This window comes from Rummeliibacillus pycnus (assembly GCF_044359855.1).
GTDB classification, from domain to species: domain Bacteria; phylum Bacillota; class Bacilli; order Bacillales_A; family Planococcaceae; genus Rummeliibacillus; species Rummeliibacillus pycnus_A.
In genome coordinates, this window is record NZ_CP132291.1 from 1,829,194 (window position 1) to 1,851,396 (window position 22,203).

18 protein-coding genes are annotated in these 22,203 nt (G+C 35.1%); 2 read left to right on the plus strand and 16 right to left on the minus strand.

Going from position 1 to position 22,203, the window contains the following annotated elements:
* Positions 1 to 12: 12 nt before the first annotated feature.
* The 5 genes from hprK to Q8X41_RS09000 all read right to left on the minus strand — a co-directional run bounded on the left by hprK (position 13) and on the right by Q8X41_RS09000 (position 6,553).
* Positions 13 to 942, minus strand: a complete 930-nt coding sequence (hprK, locus tag Q8X41_RS08980) for an HPr(Ser) kinase/phosphatase (RefSeq protein WP_397540234.1) — start codon at positions 940 to 942, stop codon at positions 13 to 15.
* A gap of 400 nt (positions 943 to 1,342) precedes the next feature.
* Positions 1,343 to 1,699 (minus strand): cytochrome c551, encoded by a 357-nt coding sequence (gene cccB, locus Q8X41_RS08985; RefSeq protein ID WP_397539890.1) that lies wholly within the window; start codon positions 1,697 to 1,699, stop codon positions 1,343 to 1,345.
* A gap of 266 nt (positions 1,700 to 1,965) precedes the next feature.
* Entirely contained in the window at positions 1,966 to 3,198 is a 1,233-nt protein-coding gene (locus Q8X41_RS08990) for an EAL and HDOD domain-containing protein (protein ID WP_397539891.1), read from the minus strand.
* Positions 3,199 to 3,775: 577 nt separating this feature from the next.
* Positions 3,776 to 4,423: a DedA family protein gene (locus tag Q8X41_RS08995; RefSeq protein ID WP_397539892.1), complete on the minus strand. Its 648-nt coding sequence runs from the start codon at positions 4,421 to 4,423 to the stop codon at positions 3,776 to 3,778.
* Between the two features lie 156 nt (positions 4,424 to 4,579).
* Positions 4,580 to 6,553 (minus strand): prolyl oligopeptidase family serine peptidase, encoded by a 1,974-nt coding sequence (locus Q8X41_RS09000; protein WP_397539893.1) that lies wholly within the window; start codon positions 6,551 to 6,553, stop codon positions 4,580 to 4,582.
* A 207-nt stretch (positions 6,554 to 6,760) separates the two neighbouring features.
* Here Q8X41_RS09000 and Q8X41_RS09005 point away from each other — a divergent pair, with 207 nt between their 5' ends.
* Positions 6,761 to 8,110, plus strand: a complete 1,350-nt coding sequence (locus Q8X41_RS09005) for an amino acid permease (protein ID WP_397539894.1) — start codon at positions 6,761 to 6,763, stop codon at positions 8,108 to 8,110.
* Between the two features lie 108 nt (positions 8,111 to 8,218).
* Here the strand turns inward: Q8X41_RS09005 and Q8X41_RS09010 are convergent, their stop codons facing one another.
* The 6 genes from Q8X41_RS09010 to Q8X41_RS09035 form a co-directional block, all read right to left on the minus strand.
* On the minus strand, positions 8,219 to 9,775 hold the full coding sequence (locus Q8X41_RS09010) for a fatty acid--CoA ligase family protein (RefSeq protein ID WP_397539895.1): 1,557 nt from the start codon (positions 9,773 to 9,775) through the stop codon (positions 8,219 to 8,221).
* A gap of 122 nt (positions 9,776 to 9,897) precedes the next feature.
* Positions 9,898 to 11,835 carry an ABC transporter permease gene (locus Q8X41_RS09015; protein WP_397539896.1) on the minus strand — a complete coding sequence of 646 codons (1,938 nt, stop codon included), beginning with the start codon at positions 11,833 to 11,835 and terminating at the stop codon, positions 9,898 to 9,900.
* Positions 11,807 to 12,580 carry an ABC transporter ATP-binding protein gene (locus Q8X41_RS09020; protein ID WP_397539897.1) on the minus strand — a complete coding sequence of 258 codons (774 nt, stop codon included), beginning with the start codon at positions 12,578 to 12,580 and terminating at the stop codon, positions 11,807 to 11,809. The genes Q8X41_RS09015 and Q8X41_RS09020 overlap by 29 nt, the downstream gene beginning before the upstream one ends.
* A 20-nt stretch (positions 12,581 to 12,600) precedes the next feature.
* The gene (locus tag Q8X41_RS09025) at positions 12,601 to 13,590 is read right to left on the minus strand and encodes a sensor histidine kinase (protein ID WP_397539898.1); all 990 of its coding nucleotides are present in this window, start codon (positions 13,588 to 13,590) and stop codon (positions 12,601 to 12,603) included.
* 3 nt (positions 13,591 to 13,593) lie between these two features.
* Complete coding sequence (locus tag Q8X41_RS09030) at positions 13,594 to 14,298, minus strand: winged helix-turn-helix domain-containing protein (RefSeq protein WP_397539900.1); 705 nt, start codon at positions 14,296 to 14,298, stop codon at positions 13,594 to 13,596.
* Between the two features lie 41 nt (positions 14,299 to 14,339).
* Positions 14,340 to 15,332: a lipoate--protein ligase gene (locus tag Q8X41_RS09035; protein ID WP_397539901.1), complete on the minus strand. Its 993-nt coding sequence runs from the start codon at positions 15,330 to 15,332 to the stop codon at positions 14,340 to 14,342.
* A gap of 139 nt (positions 15,333 to 15,471) precedes the next feature.
* On the opposite strand from Q8X41_RS09035, the gene yhfH reads away from it, so the two are divergent.
* Complete coding sequence (gene yhfH / locus Q8X41_RS09040; RefSeq protein WP_397539902.1) at positions 15,472 to 15,597, plus strand: protein YhfH; 126 nt, start codon at positions 15,472 to 15,474, stop codon at positions 15,595 to 15,597.
* 424 nt (positions 15,598 to 16,021) lie between these two features.
* Here yhfH and Q8X41_RS09045 read toward each other — a convergent pair whose 3' ends face one another.
* The 5 genes from Q8X41_RS09045 to Q8X41_RS09065 form a co-directional block, all read right to left on the minus strand.
* A complete protein-coding gene (locus tag Q8X41_RS09045; protein ID WP_397539903.1) occupies positions 16,022 to 17,056 on the minus strand; it encodes an LLM class flavin-dependent oxidoreductase in 1,035 nt (344 codons plus the stop codon).
* 13 nt (positions 17,057 to 17,069) lie between these two features.
* Positions 17,070 to 17,906, minus strand: coding sequence for a VOC family protein (locus Q8X41_RS09050; protein ID WP_397539904.1), 837 nt, complete (start codon positions 17,904 to 17,906; stop codon positions 17,070 to 17,072).
* 582 nt (positions 17,907 to 18,488) lie between these two features.
* A complete protein-coding gene (locus Q8X41_RS09055; protein ID WP_397539905.1) occupies positions 18,489 to 20,960 on the minus strand; it encodes a YhgE/Pip family protein in 2,472 nt (823 codons plus the stop codon).
* 69 nt (positions 20,961 to 21,029) lie between these two features.
* Positions 21,030 to 21,599, minus strand: a complete 570-nt coding sequence (locus Q8X41_RS09060; protein WP_397539906.1) for a TetR/AcrR family transcriptional regulator — start codon at positions 21,597 to 21,599, stop codon at positions 21,030 to 21,032.
* A 112-nt stretch (positions 21,600 to 21,711) separates the two neighbouring features.
* On the minus strand, positions 21,712 to 22,203 hold the full coding sequence (locus Q8X41_RS09065; protein ID WP_397539907.1) for a FixH family protein: 492 nt from the start codon (positions 22,201 to 22,203) through the stop codon (positions 21,712 to 21,714).

A 22,203-nucleotide genomic window follows, 5' to 3' on the forward strand; every position in this document is an offset into this window, starting at 1 on the left:
AAACAAATCTAGTTATACTTCATCGTTTGCTTCAATAACACTATCTAATCTACGTGAAAATTCTTCTGCTGCATTGATACCTAAATTCTTTAAGCGATGGTTCATTGCGGCAACTTCTATAATAACAGATAAGTTTCGTCCAGGTCGCACCGGAACTGTTAACTTAGGTAGCTCTGTATCAATAATTTTCATCGTTTCAGTCTCTAAACCTAATCGGTCATACGTTTTGTCAGAATCCCATGTTTCTAAATCGATTACTAATGATATTCTCTTATGTTTTCTAACTGCACTAGCTCCGAACAACGTCATAATATCGATGATGCCGATCCCACGTATTTCGAGTAAATGAGCGATTAACGGCGGTGCATTTCCGACTAATGTATTTTCTCCTTCTTGGCGAATTTCTACACAGTCATCTGCAACAAGGCGATGCCCTTTTTTTACAAGCTCAAGCGCTGTTTCACTTTTCCCTACTCCACTTTTACCTGTGATTAAGACACCAATTCCATAGATATCGACTAACACACCATGAACAGCTGTTGTTGGTGCTAAACGACTTTCTAAATAATTTGTCAACATACTTGAGAAACGAGTTGTTGGCAATTTTGTCGATAATACAGGTACATGATGTTCTTCAGAAGCTATTACTAAAGCTTCTGGTACTTCCATATCATGTGAGATAATAATTGCAGGCGTATCTTGAGAACATAGCTTATTCATTCGATCAAATTGAACTTCCCGGGATAACATATCAAAAAACGATAGTTCTGTTTTCCCTAAAAGTTGCACACGTTTGGCAGGATAATGGGTAAAATAACCCGCCATTTCAAGACCTGGACGTGAGATATCGCTCGTTAAAATATGTCGACCGATTCCTTCCTCACCACTAATAAGCTTCAGATTCAATACTTCCATTATATCTTTCGTACAAACCTGATCCAAAGCCATCATCACTCCACCTTCCGAATAACCATAAATAGAAACAACATGAACATATTTTAGCATATATTTAAAAGCGAAACACCGTTTAGCTTTGTCGTTCAAATGTTATTCACAAGCTGTCGACGCTTGCAAAGCAAGTGGAAAGGTTATAGGAAGATAGCCTAAGTTCGCCACATCGTGTGACAACGGCTATCGGGTCCACATCCTATGGACCCCAAGGAGCTGGCGTGTTAGCTGGAATAAATTAAAAGCGGAACACGCCTGTTTGGCTCCGCACCCCACTATCTCTTTAATCACAATATCAAAAAAAGCCGGATAAGTTTCTCCTTACCCGACTTATCAGTATTCATAATAATAAAAAAACTAGCTTTCCCCTCAATGAAAGCTAGTTAAAAATATCTTATTTTTTTTCAGAAAGCCATTTAGCTACTGCGTCTAATTCAGCGCCAGAAACTAAACCAGCAGGCATATTACCTTTACCATTTTTCAAAACATCTTTGATTTGACTTTCTGATAAGGTAGAACCGATTTTTCTCAAATCTGGACCTACAGAGCCTTCTAGATTGTTACCGTGACAAGAGATACATTTTTGTTTTGCCACTGCTTCGGCATCAACTTTTGTCGTTTCGGTAGTTGGTGTATTTGCTGTCTGATCCTTTGTAGTTGTAGTCTCGTTCGTTGTGGTTTTATTAGTAGTACCACAAGCGCCTAATACTAATGCAGAACCGAGTAACATTGCAAGTAGTGCTTTTTTCATGAAGAACCCTCCTATAAAAATTTGAAATAACTTACGTAGTAAGTATACCAAATTCAAGTATAAATTAAACCTGACTAATTTATGTATTTGTGTCTCTTTTATGCCGATGGAACTATCAAGAAAGTCTACCCGCAATATATTTTACACTTTCAAAGGTTTCCTCACCCTTAATATTGGAAAATACATATAAGTATACACCTTATATATATACATTTTTTGTATTCATATCGTGACAAATTGTTGTTTTATTTTTGAATCTAATTTCTCTAGCAAATTGTATTTGACCACTTATTTGCTGCTTTTGATATTTCTAAGACATCATCAATATTAATTTCCAAATCTTTAGCAATTTCATTAACTATTTTAATATCCATACGCTCTAATGCAATCGTTAATTGAAGATAAGGTTGCATGATTGAGCTACTTCCTGATATGGTTTCTACCACTTCATCTGATAATGGTAACTCCATCAGAATATTATTCATTGGTCTTTGCAACAGCGCATCTATCAATGAAAACATTCCAACTAAAAAATACTCTGACGTATTTCGTTTTCTGTTATATTTCGCCAATAATCCACACAATTTCGCACGGCATAAAGAAGTTTTCATTAGCTCATCAAACGTACCAGCTGAATTGTATTTTTGAGATTCACGAAACGTCAAAATGTATATCCATTTCTTTAAATCCTCTAATCCTAAATGCAATATTGCTTGCTTAATCGATCGAATTTTAGATTTCGAACGTTTTGATGAAGAATTGATTAATTGCATGAGTTTATAGGACAAAGCTATGTCGTGCTCAATTCCCTCAGCGATTTGATCAATATCAGGGTCTTCCATACGAAGCAACGCAATAACTCGGTAATATTGCAATAAATTCGCAGGAATTTCATTACCACGAATAATTTGTGGTTGCATAAAGAAATAACCTTGGAATAATTTATAACCTATTTGAATTGCCTCTTGATATTGTTCCCTAGTTTCAACTTTTTCTGCAAGCAATGCAATATGGGGAAATTCCTTCTTTACTCGTTCTTCAATTTGATGTCTTTCTTCTTTAGTAGAAATAAAAAAGTCGACTTTAATAATATCTGTATATTTAAATAATTCCTGATAATATTTGACATCATCTTGCATAATAAAATCATCTAAAGCAATTCGATAGCCTTTTGCTTTTAGTTCTTTCACACGTCGTATTAACTTTTCCGTAATTGGTACATCTTCAAGAATTTCAACGACAACTTGCGAAGGATTAAGCTGATCGAAAATATCACTCATTAATAGATTTTCAGTAAAATTGATAAAGCATGGTCTACCATTTGCCAATTCCTCAAAGCCAATTGAAAAGAATGAATTGATGATGACATCAACAGTTGCTAGATCTGAATCAATGTCTGGAAATTCATTTTTTCCATTCCCATTTCTATATAACAATTCATATGAATAGACTTGTTCTAGGGTGTTGAAAATTGGTTGTCTGCCAATGAAAACCTCCATCGATTTTCTCCTTCACTACATTTTTACTACTATTATAGCATTTTTTTCAAGGCAGTTGATTAACTTATTTATTCAGTTATATAATTTCCATTTAATTCTAAAACAAATCAATTTTATAAACCCATATTCTATGTTGCGGGCATCTATGTTGCGGGCACTAAAAAACTATAGTACATATCTGCTATAACATGAAGTGGAATCAGCTTCGCTTTCCGCAGGAGTCTTCGCTGATTCCACTTCAACTAAATTTGTATAACAATATTTTATTATTATAATTCATGCATTTTGACTTTTCCGGTGACCTACTATGCTCCTGCGTGGCTTTCAGCTCAAGCTTTTCCCGCAGGATTCTGAATGCACCTCTTTGAATTAACCTCGCACGAAGGAAATGCGAATACATTTTCGAGGACTCGTAGTCGGAAGCGTTGCAATGAACAAGATTGGATATCATTAAATATTCGTATATTTCATTTTGAATTTTGCATTATGAAATTGATTCAAATAAATAAAAAAAACATCTCTTTGCTAATATTTTGGAAACTAGTACCTAAATATTAGTAAGGGATGTTTAATTTATTTATGATTTTTTTATTTTTGTGCGTAGGATACCAATAATAGCTGGTAATATTGATACAAAAATAATAGCTAAAATAACTGTTGAAAAGTTCTCTTTGACAAATTTAATATTACCGAAGAAATATCCACTAAATACTCCGACTAACACCCATAAGAATGCGCCCGTAATATTATATACAATAAAATGTCGATAGCGCATTTTACTTGCACCTGCAATAAATGGTATGAAAGTCCGAATGACAGGCATAAATCTTGCTATCACAATTGTTTTACCACCATGTTTGTCAAAGAAATCTTGTGCTTTTTGCATACGTTCTTTATTAATAAGGCGTCCTAAAAAGCTATTTTCTGGAATGGACTTACCTACCTTATGTCCAATTTCATAGTTTAAAGAATCACCTAAAACTGCTGCTACAAAAAATACAGCTAGTGAAATCCATAAATTTAATGCACCAAAAGCTGCTAGAGCACCACTTGCAAATAACAGCGAATCACCAGGTAAAAACGGCAAGATGACTACACCAGTTTCGATAAATACGATTAAAAATTCAATTCCGTATACCCAACCATGATATTGGGTAACTATGTCTTTTAAATGCACATCAATATGCATAATAAAATCAAACAGATTTCGTATCAGATCAAACATTACTTCCACTCACAATCCTTAATATTCTTATACATCATACAGTTATATCTATTTCCTGTCACGGTTTACAAACCTATTTACTTTAATAGTAACGATTGAGTAGAAGGAAAGTTGCTAAATCCAAATCAACTTTACACTAAATTTACAATTAAATTATTAAAGATATTTTTTAAACCAATTTACGATTTGCTCTAATCGTTGTTGTCTTAAGTTTGGAATTCCTACTCTAGATAAGTTATGATCAGCATTTGGGAAACGCACAAATTGAGTTTCTTTCCCCATAGATTTCAGCGTGATATATAACTGTTCAGCTTGTTCTATTGGACAACGGTCATCTTTTTCACCATGTAAAATGAGTAAAGGAGTTTCAATGTTCTTTACATACTTCAACGGTGAATGTTTCCATAATGTCTCTACATCATTCATGTCTTTACCAATTTGCCACTCTGTAAAATAGTATCCAATATCAGACACACCAAAGAAACTAATCCAGTTCGAAATAGAACGTTGTGTGACAGCTGCTTTGAACCGATTTGTATGCCCTACAATCCAGTTTGTCATAAAGCCACCATAACTACCGCCGGTAACGCCCAAACGTGATTCATCGATCCAATCATTTTGTTCAAGAACATAATCTAATCCTGCCATAATATCTTCATAATCACCGCCACCATAATCATTACGACATGCGTCAACAAATTGTTGGCTATAACTATGACTACCACGCGGATTTACATACAATACGCCATATCCTTGTGCCGCTAATACCTGTAATTCATGGAAGAATGTATTGGCATACATTGTATGTGGTCCACCATGAATTTCAACAATCAATGGATATTTTTCACCTTCTACATAATTAGCAGGTTTCATCAACCAACCTTGAATTGTCCAACCATTATATCCTTCATAAGTAATCGGTTGTGGTTTGACAACGTTCACTTCTTCTAACCAAGCATCATTAAAACGTGTAATTTGATGTCTTTCTCCAAATGCAATATCATATTTAAATAATTCACCAGGGAAAACTGGATTACTTATAGCTAGTAAGGCTGTCTTTCCGTCTCTTGACACATCATAACCATAGATATGTTCATCTTCAGGACTTGCAGGATAAATAGCACCTTCTAATGTAGCATAATATAAACGCACATCACCTGAAGTTGATAACTGGAAGTATAGATCATTTGCTTCAGTCCAAACTAAACTTGGAGCTGCCACACCTTGTTGTAGATCTCCCACTGAATAATCACCTATTGGTAAATCTAGTGATTCAGTTAAATTCCAGTAGTATTGTTGATCCACATTGTAAATGTAAAGTGATGCTTGGCCAGCATTTCTATATGTAAAGTTACTACCTTGAAATGCAATATAACGACCATCTAAAGAAAAAGTAGCACCACCGAAATATCCTTCTTCATTAGCAATTACTATTTCTTTCTTTGTTTCGATATCAATTAAAATTATTGGTGAATGCCAATCATTATCTTTATCTTCTGCACGATTAACACCTACTACAAGAAATCGACCATCATAAGAAATAGTTTGCAAACTATAATCATATGTATCTGTTATAAAACGTGATACATGATTATCTACAAGGTTTACATTTCCAATTTGACTATAACTTTTTTGCGAAATCAAGCCAACGCCATTACTTTTATATTTCATACCCTCTACAACATATGCTGTTGGAAACTCATCTTTTTTCTCTACTTTTTCATCTGTGAATTCCTTGCCCTCTTGAACATTTGCAGTGAACCAAACTTTTTCATTATTTGGATCCCATAGATATGAATTTACACCATCCGTAAACTTGGTAATTTGTTTTGCCTCTCCTCCATTTTTTGAAAGAATAAATAGTTGTTTTTGCTTATTTCTTGTAGATAGAAATGCAATTGATTTTCCATCTGGTGACCAAGTAAGTGATGAAATTCGTTCTTCGCTGAATGTCCATTGAGTTACTTCATTTGAATCAACATCAATATGAATCAAATAGGATAGGTATTTATTTTTTTCTTGATTCATAATTGTGCGAATAGCAATTGCTTCCTTACCATTTGGTGACAATACAGGTGATGATACTGAAGTTAAATTGTATAAATCTTCTTTTTTAATCATTCTTTTCATTCCATTTACTCCCTTTCTATTATTTTACTGGATACTGTAATTTCACTATAACTCATGCATATATATAACGTAAAATGTTATCATTTAAATATTAAACAATCATTCAGAATATTTCTTTCATTTAGTACCACATGTCCATTTTTATTATTTGGATTTTGTGGTACGATTATGAAGTTACAATTTTATAGCATCGAAGGAGTTTTATTTATGAACAAAAAACCACAGCTCCAACGAGGTTTGGAGTCGCGACATATCACGCTAATGTCGCTCGGTGCTGCCATAGGAGTCGGTTTATTTCTAGGTTCTGCAGGCGCTATTCAATTAGCTGGTCCTGCTATTTTAATCGCTTATGCCCTTGGTGGTATCGTAATTTTCATTATTATGCGTGCACTTGGTGAAATGGCGGTTGAAAATCCTGTCGCCGGATCCTTTAGTCGCTATGCCAAAGACTATTTAGGACCACTTGCGGGATTTATAACCGGATGGAACTATTGGTTTTTGTGGATTGTGACATGTATGGCTGAAATTACAGCAGTCGGAATATACATGCAATTATGGTTTCCTGGTTCACCTAAATGGTTATGGGCACTCGCTGCACTTGTTATTATGACGATTGTCAACTTAATTGCAGTAAAAACATTTGGAGAATTTGAATTTTGGTTTGCTTTCATTAAAATCTTTGCAATAATTGCAATGATTATCATTGGTTTAGGGATTATCCTATTTGGAATAGGTAATGATGGTGTAGCTGTTGGCTTTAGTAATTTATGGAGTCATAGCGGTTTTATGCCAAATGGTATTAAAGGAATATTCATGTCATTACCGATTGTTATGTTTGCATATCTAGGGGTCGAAATGATCGGGATTACTGCAGGTGAAGCAAAAAATCCTAAAAAAGTAATTCCTCATGCAATCGATACTGTGCTATGGAGAATTTTAATCTTCTATATTGGTGCATTAACGGTTATTATGTCCATTTATCCATGGAATGAAATCAGTCCCGACAATAGTCCATTTGTGTTAATGTTCAATCAAGTAGGATTACGTTATGCAGCAGGTATTATCAACTTTGTCGTTCTAACTGCCGCTCTATCAAGCTGTAATAGTGGTATTTTTAGTACAGGACGTATGTTATTTAACCTGGCTGAACAAAATCAAGCACCTGCTATCTTTAAAAAGGTTGGACGAGGTGGAGTACCAACAGTAGCAATTCTAGCATCTACATTTGTACTTTTAATAGGTGTCGTATTAAACTACTTTGTAGCAGAAAAAGTATTTACTTGGTTAACAAGCATCTCCACATTTGGTGCTATATGGACATGGATGATTATTTTATTTAGTCAATTCAAATTCCGTAAATCTTTATCTAAAACTCAAGTTTCTAAGCTTACTTATAAAGCATTTTGGTATCCATTTGGCTCATACTTCGCAATTGCTTTTCTACTTTTAGTAATTGGGCTAATGGGAACTTTCCCAGATACACAAATTGCATTAATTGTTGGTCCAATTTGGATACTAGCGTTAGTCATTTTATATTTTGCAAAATATAAAAAATGATAAAAAGTCTATTCACCTAATAAAAGGTGAATAGGCTTTTTTTGCATACAAAAAAGGAGATGTTCAAAAATATATAGTGGACATCTCCTTGTTATTCTATAAAACTCTTTATACGCGAGAAAGAGCCTGGTCTTTCAAATTACGGCGCAAAATCTTACCAGTAGTATTCTTTGGTATTTCATCAAGTAATATAATTTCTTTTGGACATTTATATTTTACTAAGTGTTTTTTACAAAATTCATGCAAATTTTCTACAGTAATCGATTTATCTTTCAGTACAACGTATGCCAATACTTCCTCACCAAGGTTTGGATCAGGAATACCAACTACTGCTGCTTCAAGAACGCCTGGATTGGAATAAAATACTTCTTCAACTTCACGTGGATACACATTATAGCCGCCTACAATAATCATATCTTTTTTACGATCCACAATGAAGAAATAGCCTTCCTCATCCATTCGAGCTAAATCCCCTGTGTATAGCCACCCATCACGAATTGTTACTGCCGTTTCTTCAGGCATTTTATAGTACCCCTTCATAACGTTAGGACCTTTTACTACAAGTTCCCCAACTTCACCTGCAGGTACCTCTTCTCCAAACTCGTTAAACACTTTGTTTTCCACGTTTACAATGTTCGTACCAATTGATCCTGCTTTTCTCCCACGGTCTAATGGATTGAAACAAGTAACCGGCGAAGCTTCTGATAGCCCATAACCTTCTGACACTTGAACTTTAAACTTCTCTTCAAAATTATGAAGTAATGCCACTGGCATAGAAGATCCTCCTGAAATAGCTAAACGCAATGATTTTAAATCATCAGGATCCCCTTCAGAAAATTGATACAAGAAATTGTACATTGTTGGAACACCTGCAAAAACAGTTGGTTGAAATTCTCTACCAATTCTAAAAATTTCTTTTGGGCTAAAGCTTGGTACAATAATTAGTTGAGCTGAAGTTAACAATGGTGCATTTACAACCACTGTTAAAGCAAATACGTGAAATACAGGTAATGTTGTAATCACTCGATCATTCGCATTAAATTGTAGGTAATCAGAAATATCTCGCGCATTTGAATAAAGGTTCTTATGCGTTAACATTGCACCTTTTGGATGGCCTGTGGTGCCTGATGTGTACAATATAATTGCTGTATCATCATCATCTATTTCGTCTGGTTTTACATTTGGTTCAGATTTTGCAAGCAATTGTGTAAACGAATATACTTTTTCTTTTACACTTTGTGGTAGCGCTTGCATTTTCTCAACTGTATCAGGTTTTGTTTCGCAAACAACATACGAGTGAACATCAGGAAATACCTGTACACATGCTTCTACTAATGGAAGTAAGGCATCTAAGGCAATCACTGCTTTAACATCACCATTACGTAAAATATATGTAATTTCGTCTGGTGTATAAAGCGGGTTGACAGGTATAGCCGTTGCTCCAATTCGCATTGTTGCATATAAAGAAATGATAAAATGAGGAGTATTGCCCAATAAGAACGCCACATGATCCCCTTTTTCTACCCCTAATTCCTTTAATGCAGCTGCCAATCTAGAAACTGAATCTTCAAATTCTGCGTAAGTCGTATCTTTTCCCCCAAAATGATATGCAACTTTTTCTGCTTGTTCTGTAGATGTCTTATAAACCTCTGATACTAAATTCATCTCCTCATCCCCTTTTGTAAGAATAAAATGAATAGTGATTCATTTTCCACCCAAATCTATTATATAGAATTCAGAAAAATAAAACAACAGACAGCCATTTTTAGCCATCTGTTGTCTTTAAATTATATTGCACGAATATGAGATAAGTAACGCCAACGTATTAAATAGAAATAACATAGTTGTACACTTGTAATTGCTGCTAGTACGAGGAATGCTTCTTTTAGTATAGATAAATCTGCAATTCCTTTCCAGAATACTTGGAGCGCCATAAAAGCAAATGTACTATGGAACATCGCTAGCCCCCACGGCAAAAAGAACTGTGGTATTAACTGACTATTGACAATCTTACGTAATTCTTTATCTGTTATCCCCATTCTACGTAATGCATCAAATTGCTTTTTATCTTCTTCAAGCCCTGTGTATAGTTTGAAATATATGAAACTTCCTGAAGCAAGGAAAAAGACTGTCGCAGCCAATAGACCGATAAATAATAACAAAGCAAACGTCGAACGTAAGAATGAATAATCTAGTCCTGGATTTTCAAAGTAAAAAGGCAAATCATTTTCGTGGTTAGTCATATATGCTTCTGTCATAATTGCATCTAAATTTGTGCCAATATCTTTTGTTTCAGTCCATTGTGGTACATAGAATACAAATATGTGGTTGGTAGACTGCTTTGCATTCGCACCTACCATAGGCTCTTTGATCAAACGAAAATCCTCATCACTAACAACAATAACGTTCGTACCAAGCTCTGTTGGTGAAAATAGTACCTTTGGATACACTTTATCGATATAGAGTGGCACATTATTTTCTTGTAAAATGGTTTCTACTTTTTTATTTTGAAGTTCATTTATGGAATCCTCTGAATACGGTAAAAACATTGCTTCTCCCGGTTTTAAACGAACTACTGGATATCCAAAAACAAGTGCTAATCTGTTTATATCTGACTGCGTAATAATTTTAACAGGTTTTTTTGTGTTGGAAGAAGTTTGACGCTTGATATCAAATTTATTGAGATGATAACTAAGCCCTTTCTCCTGTAATTCATCTATTAATCCTGTGATATGTTCTTTTTCATAAGGATTGTTTAATTTACTTGAATAGACTAATCCTAATGGATTCAATTGGTGATATTGATGCGTAAATGTAGACATAGAGCTTAATGTACCGATGGCTAAAAAGGCTAATGTTGATACCATACAAGAGATAAAGAACATTCTTGCATTTTCTCGCATAATTGATGAAATCTTAGCCATTGAAACTATATGATATTTATTCCAATACCATTTTTTATGTTTTCGAATACGAGATATTATAAATGGTACGGAATCTGTAAAAAACAGATATGTCCCTATTATTGCAAATGGAGGTGTCAAAGTTGCGAAAATAACAAGATATTCCTTTTGAATATTTGAAGCCATCACATACGCAGCAACTAAAAAGAGAAGACCTGTAATCCCTTTCCACGCAGAATACTTTGCAATTAGTTCATTTCGCCAATAACCACGCAATAAACTTACTAAATTAGTATCCTTGATAAACATTACACTGATTAATGAAATAATGATAAATAGACTAGTAAAAGTGCCAATTGTCAATGCAAATGGCTTCCATGAAAAATAGAGAGGTAGACTATCAATTTGTAAAATTTCTCGTACAATCATAAAGAAAAACTTTGAAAATGCATATCCGAAAACGATTCCGACAACAATCGAAGTAAACCCTATAATCATAGTTTCAAACAATATAAGCTTATTGAGTTGTCTTTTCTCCATACCTAAATGCAGTAATATACCAAATTCCTTCGAACGCGCTTCCAAAAAAGCTCGCATAGAATAAAACAAGAAAAACAATGTGAATAGGACAAGAATAACTTCTGCTAAAAACATTCCTTGAAAGGCAATCTCGCGTAAAAATTCATCCTCAACTTTTGGGTGAAACATCAACATAGAATAGATAAAAAACACCATAACAGATGACACACTTGATAAGAAAAAAGCCGCATAGACACGGGTATTTCTTATTACGTTACGGAAAGCGAACTGTCGAAAAGTCACCGACATGACCTCCCAGTAAGCTCAACACATTTAAAATGGCTTGAAAAAATGTTTGGCGATGATTATCTTTATAAATTTCATTAAAATATTCTCCGTCTTTTATAAACAACACACGATCACAATAACTAGCTGCAATCGGATCATGTGTTACCATTACAATCGTTGTGTTATCTTGCTTATTAATACGCCCTAGAAGTTCTAGCACATCTTTTGATGAATTAGAATCTAAATTTCCTGTTGGTTCATCTGCTAACAACAATGAGGGCTTATGAATAATGGCACGTCCAATCGCTGTTTTTTGAGCTTGTCCACCAGAAATCTCATTTGGACGTTTATCAAGGATATTTTCGATACATAATTGCTTCGTAACGTCCTTTAACCGAGTTTGCATTGTTTCAAGGTCTTGGTCATCAAGCGTTAAGGGTAATACGATATTTTCTTCAACCGTTAACATTTGTAATAAATTGAAATCTTGAAAAACAAAGCCTAGTTGACGTCTTCTAAAATAAGCTAAGTCGTTTTTCTTTAAGTCATGAGGCTTTACATCATTTACGATAATCTCACCTGATGTTGGTGTATCAATAGTGGAAATCATATTAAGAAGTGTTGTTTTCCCACTTCCTGATGGCCCCATCACTGCTAGAAACTCACCTTTTTCTACTTCGAAGCTTAGTTGATTGACCGCACGATGCGTAACTTTTCCTTCGTATACTTTTGTTACATCTTGGATTTTCAAAATCGACATATACGATTACCTCAATTCTTTTACGAATGCTGGAAGTACACTAGAATCGATGTACCTCTACCTACTTCAGAGTCAATTTTCAATTGATGACCAAGCTTATCGCAAACCTCTTTTGCCAAATATAAGCCCATCCCAGTAGATTCGCCTGTTTTACGTCCATTTTCACCCGTAAAGAACGCTTTTGTAACACGTTTCAAATCGGATGGAGGAATCCCTATCCCCTCATCTCTAATAGTTAGAATAATTTGCGAATCCTTAATTGTCGCAGATAAATACAATTTCTTGCCATCTTCGAAAGTATATTTCACTGCATTGGTGATAAATTGACCGATAATAAACTTTATCCATTTTGGATCGGTTGGTACGATACAATCCTCTGCGATATCAATATTAGGGTACACATGATTTGTGATAAATAATCGTTTATTTTCATTCACTAATGAGCTAACCAATGGACGTAATGCTACTTGCTCAATTTTCATATCCTCTTCAAAAGTATCTAGACGCGCATTCATCAAAACGGTTTCAAGTCCATGCTTCAAACGGTCCACTTCTTCTTGAACACTGACCTTATCTAGCTCACCATCTTCTTGTAAAAGCAATTCCAAAACGCTAATCGGTGTTTTCATCTGATGTACCCATTGATTCATAAATTGAAGATGGCGATTTTGCTGCGCATACAATGCTTGTGCTTCTAATTGATAAATTTTATAAAGTTCATGAATATATGTTTCTGTTGCAATATGTTCTGGGGTTTTCGCATTATGTTGTAATACATCTTCCATTTTTTTAGGCAGTTGAAGTACTTTTTTATAGAATGATTGTCGCATTATATAACGCGCACATAAAAAGGTTACTGTTAGTACGAGTGAAATAATAATGGAATATATGGCTGTATCCATATTGCGAAAGCCATCTAACCGATATATTAAGAGGATAAATAGTACGAGCAATATATCAAAGAATATATAGCCAAAATGATCTTTTACAAATAGTTTTATAGACTCCATTCGTTAATGCTCCTCTTCACATAGAACAAAGCGATATCCAGCACCACGTACCGTTTCAATAGTCGATTGAACATCATAATCCGAAAGCTTTTTGCGTACTCGCGTCATATTTACATTCAGTGTGTTTTCGTCTACAAAAGCTTGGTCATCCCATAATTCTTCCAATAGCTTCTCTCTTGATACAACTTTTGGAGCTTGTCCCATTAACAATTCCAAAATAATACATTCTTTTTTCTGAAGAGGTATTTCCGCATTCTTCGTTTGTAATTCCATACGTTCTAAAAATAACTTTAGCTGGCCTTGCTTGATCGTTCTTTCTTCTTGCTTTGTTGCATATTCTCCATAGGACCTGCGTAAATGACTTTTGATTTTCGCTAAGACGATTTCATAGTTAAATGGCTTGGTGATAAAATCATCGCCACCATTTTCTAAAGCAAAAATTTGGTCCATCTCGCCTGATCTTGCTGAGATAAATATTATTGGGCAGGTCGTCAGCTGTCTTAGCTGGCGACACCAATAATAACCATCAAATGAAGGCAAGTTAATATCAAGCAAAACAAGATGAGGATTGAACGCTTTAAAGTCATCAAGTATATTGTCAAAAGATTCAACTGCTATTACATCATAGTGATACTTACGTAGCGTATCTGCTAATAATGTAGCAATTTTCAAATCATCTTCTACGATTAATATTCGATGTGTATTCATTTAGTCTCCCCTCCATCTTTTAGGTGCATTCGCACAGAAAATTAATAAATAAGTTTTAAAAATTCTTCTTTTGAAACGCCACCAAAGTATTTTGGAATATCAATGCCTTCTAAGGCATCCAAAATTGTATGTGGTTCATATTTTTTTCCATTAAGTGCATTTTCGATATCTTCCATATCTCCGACACCAAAGAAGTCGCCGAAAATATGAACTTCTTCCATGATACCTTTGTTTACTTCTAAACGTAAATCAATAAATCCAGAAGAGAATTTTTTTGTACGTTGAATATTGAATTTAGGTGATTGACCATAGTTCCAATCCCATTGTTGATAGCGTTCTTCAGAGAGTTTATATATATTTTTCCAATCTTCTTCTGTCAGTTCGTAATATTGAATGTTTTCTTCTCCGCCAAAAATAGATTTTAAAATCTCCATTCTGAATTCCTCTACTGAGATTGGGTTTTCCATAAAATCTACAATATTAGCAACACGAGAGCGGACTGATTTTATACCTTTTGACTCAATTTTTTCTTTCTTCACTTTTAGCGCTGATACAACAGCATCTATATTGCAATTATACATGAGTGTTCCATGACTGAACATGCGGCCTTTTGTTGAGAACATTGCATTTCCAGAGATTTTACGTCCTTCTGCAAGGATATCATTACGACCAGATAATTCCGAATCAATGCCTAATTTTTTCATAGCATCTACGACAGGTTGTGTGAACTTTTTAAAATTTTGAAATGACTCACCGTCATCCTTTGTCAAAAAGCTGAAGTTTAAATTGCCAAGATCATGATACACAGCACCACCACCAGATAGTCGGCGCACTACGATAACACCATTTTCTTCTACGTAGTCTGTGTTAATTTCTTCAATTGTATTTTGATTTCTTCCAATAATAATTGAAGGCTGATTAATATAAAACAGTAAAAATGAATCTTTTTCAACATCCATTGTTTTTAACGCATATTCCTCTATCGCTAAGTTAATGCGTGGATCATTAATTCCTTTGTTATCAATAAAATACATACTTTTCACTCCTTATATATTGTCATAAATTATTTTAACTTAATTTTAAACTTTTGTATTGACACAAACATCTGTGTTATAATACAATACATAATAACAAAACAGTAATATAACAGTATTGATAAGGAGGAGATTTTCAATGTTAGAAAACGTTGTTGAATTTTTTAAGAACTTACCAGATAAACACTGTGTAGAATGTGGCGAAAAAATTGAAGAACAAAGCGAGTGCTATACAAACACTTGTGAACATTGCAACACTCTTTAATTCTTTACTAGTTTTTTATATTACGTACTAAACGCTTCCCCAAAAACGTTTAGTAACTCACTTTCTCGTCTTTTGTCTGAACCGCAGAAGATGAACTTATAAGTAAATCGCTTACGTAAAAAGCGTAAAGAGCCTGAACAACTCTTTACGCTTTTTTTATTTATTTGAGTCAATTTCATAATTCCATTTTGGGTTTTTAAATACGAACATTTCAACACATTAACTTTTCAATATTGGGATGTTCCGCTACAGACGGCGCTTTCCACGGGCTTGGCTTCAATCTCCTCGTCACTACGTTCCTGCGGGGCTTTCAGCTCAAGCTTTTCCCGTAGGAGTCGCCGTCTTTCGCTCCACAATTTCCAAAATTGGATACCATTAAATGTTCGTATATTTTATATGAATAATGCATTATGAAATTGATTCATTAATCTTTAATATATTGATTGACTTTAGGCATGATTTTTGTTGCTAATAGTTCAATAGAGTGCGCAACTGTTTCAAAAGGTTGACCTCCAATATCTAACTGTGCCAAAAATCTCGTATGACCAAATAATTCGTGTTGCTTCAAAATCTTCTCAACAACTTCATCTGGGCTTCCGACAAATAATGCTGTGTTAGGGCCCGTCATCTTTTCAAAGCCTTCACGATCCAAACGGAAAGTCATACCGCGTTGTTTATTGACATAGCCCCAATAGTTTTTGTAGTATCCATAAAACTCATCTCGAGCTTTCTGACCATCCTCTGCAAAGTAGCCATGACCAGTAACAGCCACTTTATATTGTTCTTTTGGATGTCCTGCTGCGATAAATTTACGTTTATACGCTTCTACCAGCGGAACAAAGTAATGTGGATCTCCGCCAAGTATTGCAAGTGCTAACCCCGTACCAAAGCGCCCGGCTCTCATAGCACTCTCTGGTGTACCGCCAACACCAATCCATGTTGGAATCTCTGTTGATGCACGAGGGGAAATTTCTGCATTTTTTAGCGGTGCCCGTAAATTACCATGCCAACTTAATCGTTCTTCCTTATTTAATCGTAGCCATAGCTCCAGATGCTCTTCGAATAACTCATTGTACTGTTCTAAGTTATATCCGAATAATGGGAAGGATTCGATAAATGCACCTCTACCTGCAATTATTTCTGCACGTCCATCTGATAGTAAATCCAATGTCGCAAAATCTTCATATAATCGAACAGGATCAACTGTACTTAATACTGTTGTAGTACTTGTTAGATGAATATTCTTTGTTTGTTGAGCAATCGCACTTAACACAACCGGTACAGATGAAACAGCATAATCTAAACGGTGGTGCTCTCCAACGCCAAATATTTGTAGCCCTAATTCATCAGCTAATTTTGCTGCTGCCATTACTTCTTTAATTCGTTCCTTTGCCGATATAGTTTGACCAGTGTATGGGTTTGGGCCGATATCAGCTAATGTGTATACGCCAAATTCCATTGTCTTCTTCTCCTTATTTTCCAACAATTATACGATTGCCAAATGGATCAACTGTAATAAAACCATTTTCTATTATTTCAACGGAAGCGCCTATTGTAGTTAATCGTTTCATGATATCTTCATCACGTTCATCTAATTGCACTGTAAAGCTTTGCAAACCGACTTGCTTTTCAGCAGGCTTTGGTGCACCTTCGCCATTCCATGTATTTAATCCGATATGATGGTGATAATCCCCCGTAGAGATAAATAGTGCTTGTCTGCCGTATTTTAGCACTACTTGGTAGCCTAATGCCGAGTAAAATTCTTTTGCTTTTTCGAGATTTCCTACATGTAAATGAATATGTCCCATCACAGTATTAACGGGTAGCCCATTCCATTCACCTTGTTCACTTTGCATTAAATCTTTAAAATTCAAAGGTTCTGTTTTCATGAATACTTGGTCACCATTCCATGTCCATTCTTCAGGTACACGGTCTGCATAAATTTCAATACCATTGTTGTCCGGATCGCTTAAATAAAGTGCTTCACTCACATCATGATCGGATGCTCCAAAATAGATACCTCTTTGTTGTAGGTGCTTAACAATATTAGCTAATTCTCTACGACTAGGTAGAAGGATAGCAAAATGATATAGACCTGTTGTTTTTTGAGGTGATTGATACGCACCTTCTGGTTGAATAATTGATAAAATGCTTGATTGACCATCTGTTGTGAAAGTTACACGGTCTGCGGTTTGCTGTAAAATTTGAAATCCAATTATCTCTGTATAATATTTTATAGATCGGTCTAAATCAGCTACTTTTATTTCAACATGTTTCACATACATATTCGGTTTTTCATGATACTTCATGACAGTCCCTCTTTTCTCTTAACTTACTTTTCGTAACTTACTATATTTTAGTTATTAAATTATGTCAAGTAACTTTATTTTTTTCAGAGGACAAATTCATTATTATTCATAAACGTTTTTCAGTTGATTGCAACGGAGAGTAGCGACTCCTGCCGGAAAAGCCGGATGCCATTGAAAAGGTGTAGTAATACAAATATTTATAGTATATATCTGCTATTAAATGAAGTGGAATTAGCTCCGCTTTCCGTGGGCGAACTGACGAGCCTCCTCGCTACGCTGTGGGGTCTCGTCTAGCTCGTTTTCCCACAGGAGTCTCCGCTAATTCCACTTCAATAAAGATAGTTATACCAGATTTTTATCATAAATTTACATCTATTTTTACTTTTTCAGTGCCCTCGAATAACACGAAGGAAGCGGCTCGGGCCCGCCTGCGGAAAGCACCACCCGCAGTGGAAATCAACGGTCTTTTTAGTGTAAAAGAAAAAGGCTGTAGACAAACTCGAAATTTCTTGAGTTTATCTACAGCCTAAGACCAGAAGAATACCTGATCTCAAATTTATAAGCTAATTTAATTTTTATTAACTACTCAGCAGCTGCTTCTTTTGAATAACGTTTTGAAAATAGTAAAGCAAAGAATCCACATGTGATCGCTAAGAAGACTACCATGTATAACAATAAGATTCCGCTATTAAATCCGAAGAAGCCCATGTCTCCTGTTGAAATAGCTGCTTTAAAGCCTTGTACTGAATATGTCATTGGTAAAATTGGATTGAAAATATGCAATGCTTTTGGTACTAATTCTAATGGGAATGTACCTGCACTAGTTGTTAATTGAAGAATAAGGACAATAATAGCTAAGAAACGTCCTGGATCTCCTAATATTGTAACGAGCATTTGAACTAAAGCTATAAAGGCATAACTTGTGATCAATGCCATTAATATAAATGCTCCAACATTGGCAATTTCAATTTTCAAACCAAACATAGCGATTGCTACAACAATTAAGGATTGGATTAAACCAACTACTGCTAATACAACTGTCTTACTTGCGAACCATGAGAAACCATTCTTAGGTTTGATTGCTGGTTCTACTAATGGGAACACAATTGAAATCAGTAATGCCCCAACAAATAAGCCAAGTGATATGAAGTAAGGAGCAAAACCTGTACCATAGTTTGGTACTTTGTTGATTTCTTGTTTTTCAACATCAACTGGTTCTCCGACCATATCATATGTTTTTTGAGTCGCATTGACACTTGAAGCTGTCTTATGTGCATCTGCAAGGCTTGATTGTAATGTACCTGCTCCACCTTTCAGTTCAGTTGTACCATCTGCAAGTTTTTGTGATCCATCTGCAAGTTGTACTGCTCCACTTACGAGTGATTGTGTACCATTACTTAATGTCCCTAAGCCACTTGCTAATTGACCTGATCCTGTTTGTAATTGACCCATACCACTTACAAGTGATTGTGTACCATTACTTAATGTTCCTAAACCACTTACTAACTTTCCTGATCCTGTTTGCAATTGACCAAGTCCATTATTAAGAGAAGTAATACCAGTATTTAGTTGACCAGCACCAGCATCTAATTTTTTTGCACCTGCAATTGAAGTGCTCCAATTAGAGGCAAGTTTATCTGTACCCGCTGCTAATTGTTTTGTTCCTGGAGCTAATTCGCTGCTGACAGATTTGTTCATCTTATCTAAACCAGCTGATACTTGTGCAGCACCTTGTTTTAACGCAGTTAAATCATTTGTTGTTGGTGCTTTAATACCTGCAACACTGTTATTAAGTTGTGTCGTACCTGCACTTAATTTTCCCGCACCATCATTTACATCAGATGCACCTTTTTTAATTACATTAGCAGTTGCAAGTAGCGCATTTTCTTGCTCTGCAGGAAGATTCATCGCTTTTATTTGAGCGATTAATTGTGTTGTACCTGCAGCAAGTGATTGTGTTCCTGCTGTTAAATCTGATGCACCTTTATTAAGAGTTGCTACACCTGACTGTAATGAAGAAATTTGTCCAGGCATTTCACCTAAACCTGTAACAAGTTGTGAAACACCATTCGATACATTTTGTGCACCAGGAGCTAATTGTGCTAAACCTGAGCTTAATGTACCCACTCCATCATTTACTTTTTTTGCTCCATTATTTAAAGCATTGATATTAGATGTATTACCTTCTAAACCTGAAACTAAAGATTCAGTTCCTTTTTTTAGATCAGTTGATCCACTTTGTAATTGGCTTGATCCATCTTTTGCTGAATCAATACCACTTTTTAATTCAGTCGATCCACTTGCTGCGGATTTGGCACCATTATTTAATTGGTTAGCACCATTTGCTGCTGAATCAATACCACTTTTTAAATCGTTTGAGCCAACTGCTGCGGATTTGGCACCATCAGCTAATTGTGTTGCACCGTCTTTTGCAGACTGGATACCATCATTCAATTGATTAGCGCCTTTACCAAGTTCACCGGCACCTTTTTCTAATTTACCAGCACCGTCTGCTGCATCTCCAAAACCATTGCCCATTTTTTTAATATTAGCATATAGTGTTTTGGCATAAGTAGCTGAAACTTGTTTGTTTACTTCTTTACGAACTAATTCCACCGCTGAATTACCAATTTGTCCGCCTAAGAAGTTAAAACCTTCATTTGGTTTATAAATAATTTTCATTTGTTCAGGGTCATCTTCTAAAATTGAACCTGCATTTTTTGAAAAATCTTTTGGAATAACAATTTCCAAATAGTAATCTCGATTTTTTAATCCCTTACTTCCTTGGGATTCTGACGTTTCAGTAAACTTAAAATTTTTACTCTTAATCAGATTATCGACGAGTTCTTTGCCGAATTGCTCTTCCTTGCCTTCAATAGTAGCGCCTTCATCATTATTAACGATAGCCACTGGCAGGTCTTCTAAGTGTGCATAAGGATCCCAAAATGCCCAAAGAAACATACCTGCATACAGAACAGGGACAAATAAAACGGCAATTATAGCAACTAGAACTTTTCTAGAATGAAAAATCTTACTCCATTCTGCTTTAATCACAAATTTTTCCTCCTCAAAAACCAATTGACTGATTTCCTCACTCGGTCATTTTCCTGAAAAAAAAGAGTCTCACGGTAAGAGACCTCTGAAAATAGTATCTCGAAACAATGCTACGATCTTCTTTTCAGATAATTCCGAATCATGTGTAGCACCCCAGTCAGCTACAAATCCAATATATGCTTTAAATAAAAGATATGCCACTAATTCAGAATCACATGGACGTAGTTCTTTTTTTCCAACCGCTATATCTATTTTTTCAGCAATATAAGAAACAATTTCTTTTTCTATACGAACTAACATCATCTTAACAGTTGGTGTTCGCAGTTCTTTTTCTTCTTCTACCAATTTTGCATAGAGTTGATGTACTTCTCTAAACTGCAAAATTTTCATTAAAACATTATGTGCATTTTCTTGAAATGGACGATCTGGTTTAATTTCTTCTTCTGCTGTCAATTTCATTTCTGAAATCATTTTAACGACAATCTCTTGAAAAAGTATTTCTTTATTTTCAAAAAAAGTATAAATTGTACCTTTCCCTACATTTGCAATTTTCGCCACTTGATCCATTGTCGTTGCTTTGTATCCAAAAAGAGAAAAGGATTTGGAAGCTGCTTCTAGAATTTCTTGTCTCCGATCCATCTTGTTTCTCACCTACTTTCTTCCTTCAAAAATGACCAGAAAACATTTTTGGTCATCTGGTCATTTATTTTACACTTATAGTTATTTAGTTTCAAGTCATTTTTTAAAAAAATTAATGATCGTCTGCAGAAGAATCATTCATGTCCATTCCCATGCTTCCATCATCTTTATCTTCTTTTACTTTGCTCATATCAGGATTTCCTACAACAATTTTTTGTTTAGGCATCGCGTGTAAACCACGTGCAGTTGTATGTGCGTACATATAGTAAACTCCATCATGGTCAAATTTAGTTGAAGCTTTATATATGCCATCCTTATCCAATTTTCCTTCTAGCATTTGGCCTTGATCGCGATTACCTGATTCCCATACTTCAAACTTCACTTCGTCTGCATCATCGACATTCTTACCACCTTGGGTAACATGTGCAACTAACTCTATATCTTTTCCTACTTTTTCTTTTTCTGGTGTTTGGATATCCACTTTTACTTCAACTGCAGTTCCTTCATTATGTGAAGTAGAATTGTCTGTTTTTGATGTATCAGCATTATTACAGCCCGCCAGTACAACTGCGATCAACGCTAGACTAATTAACATTTTCTTCAT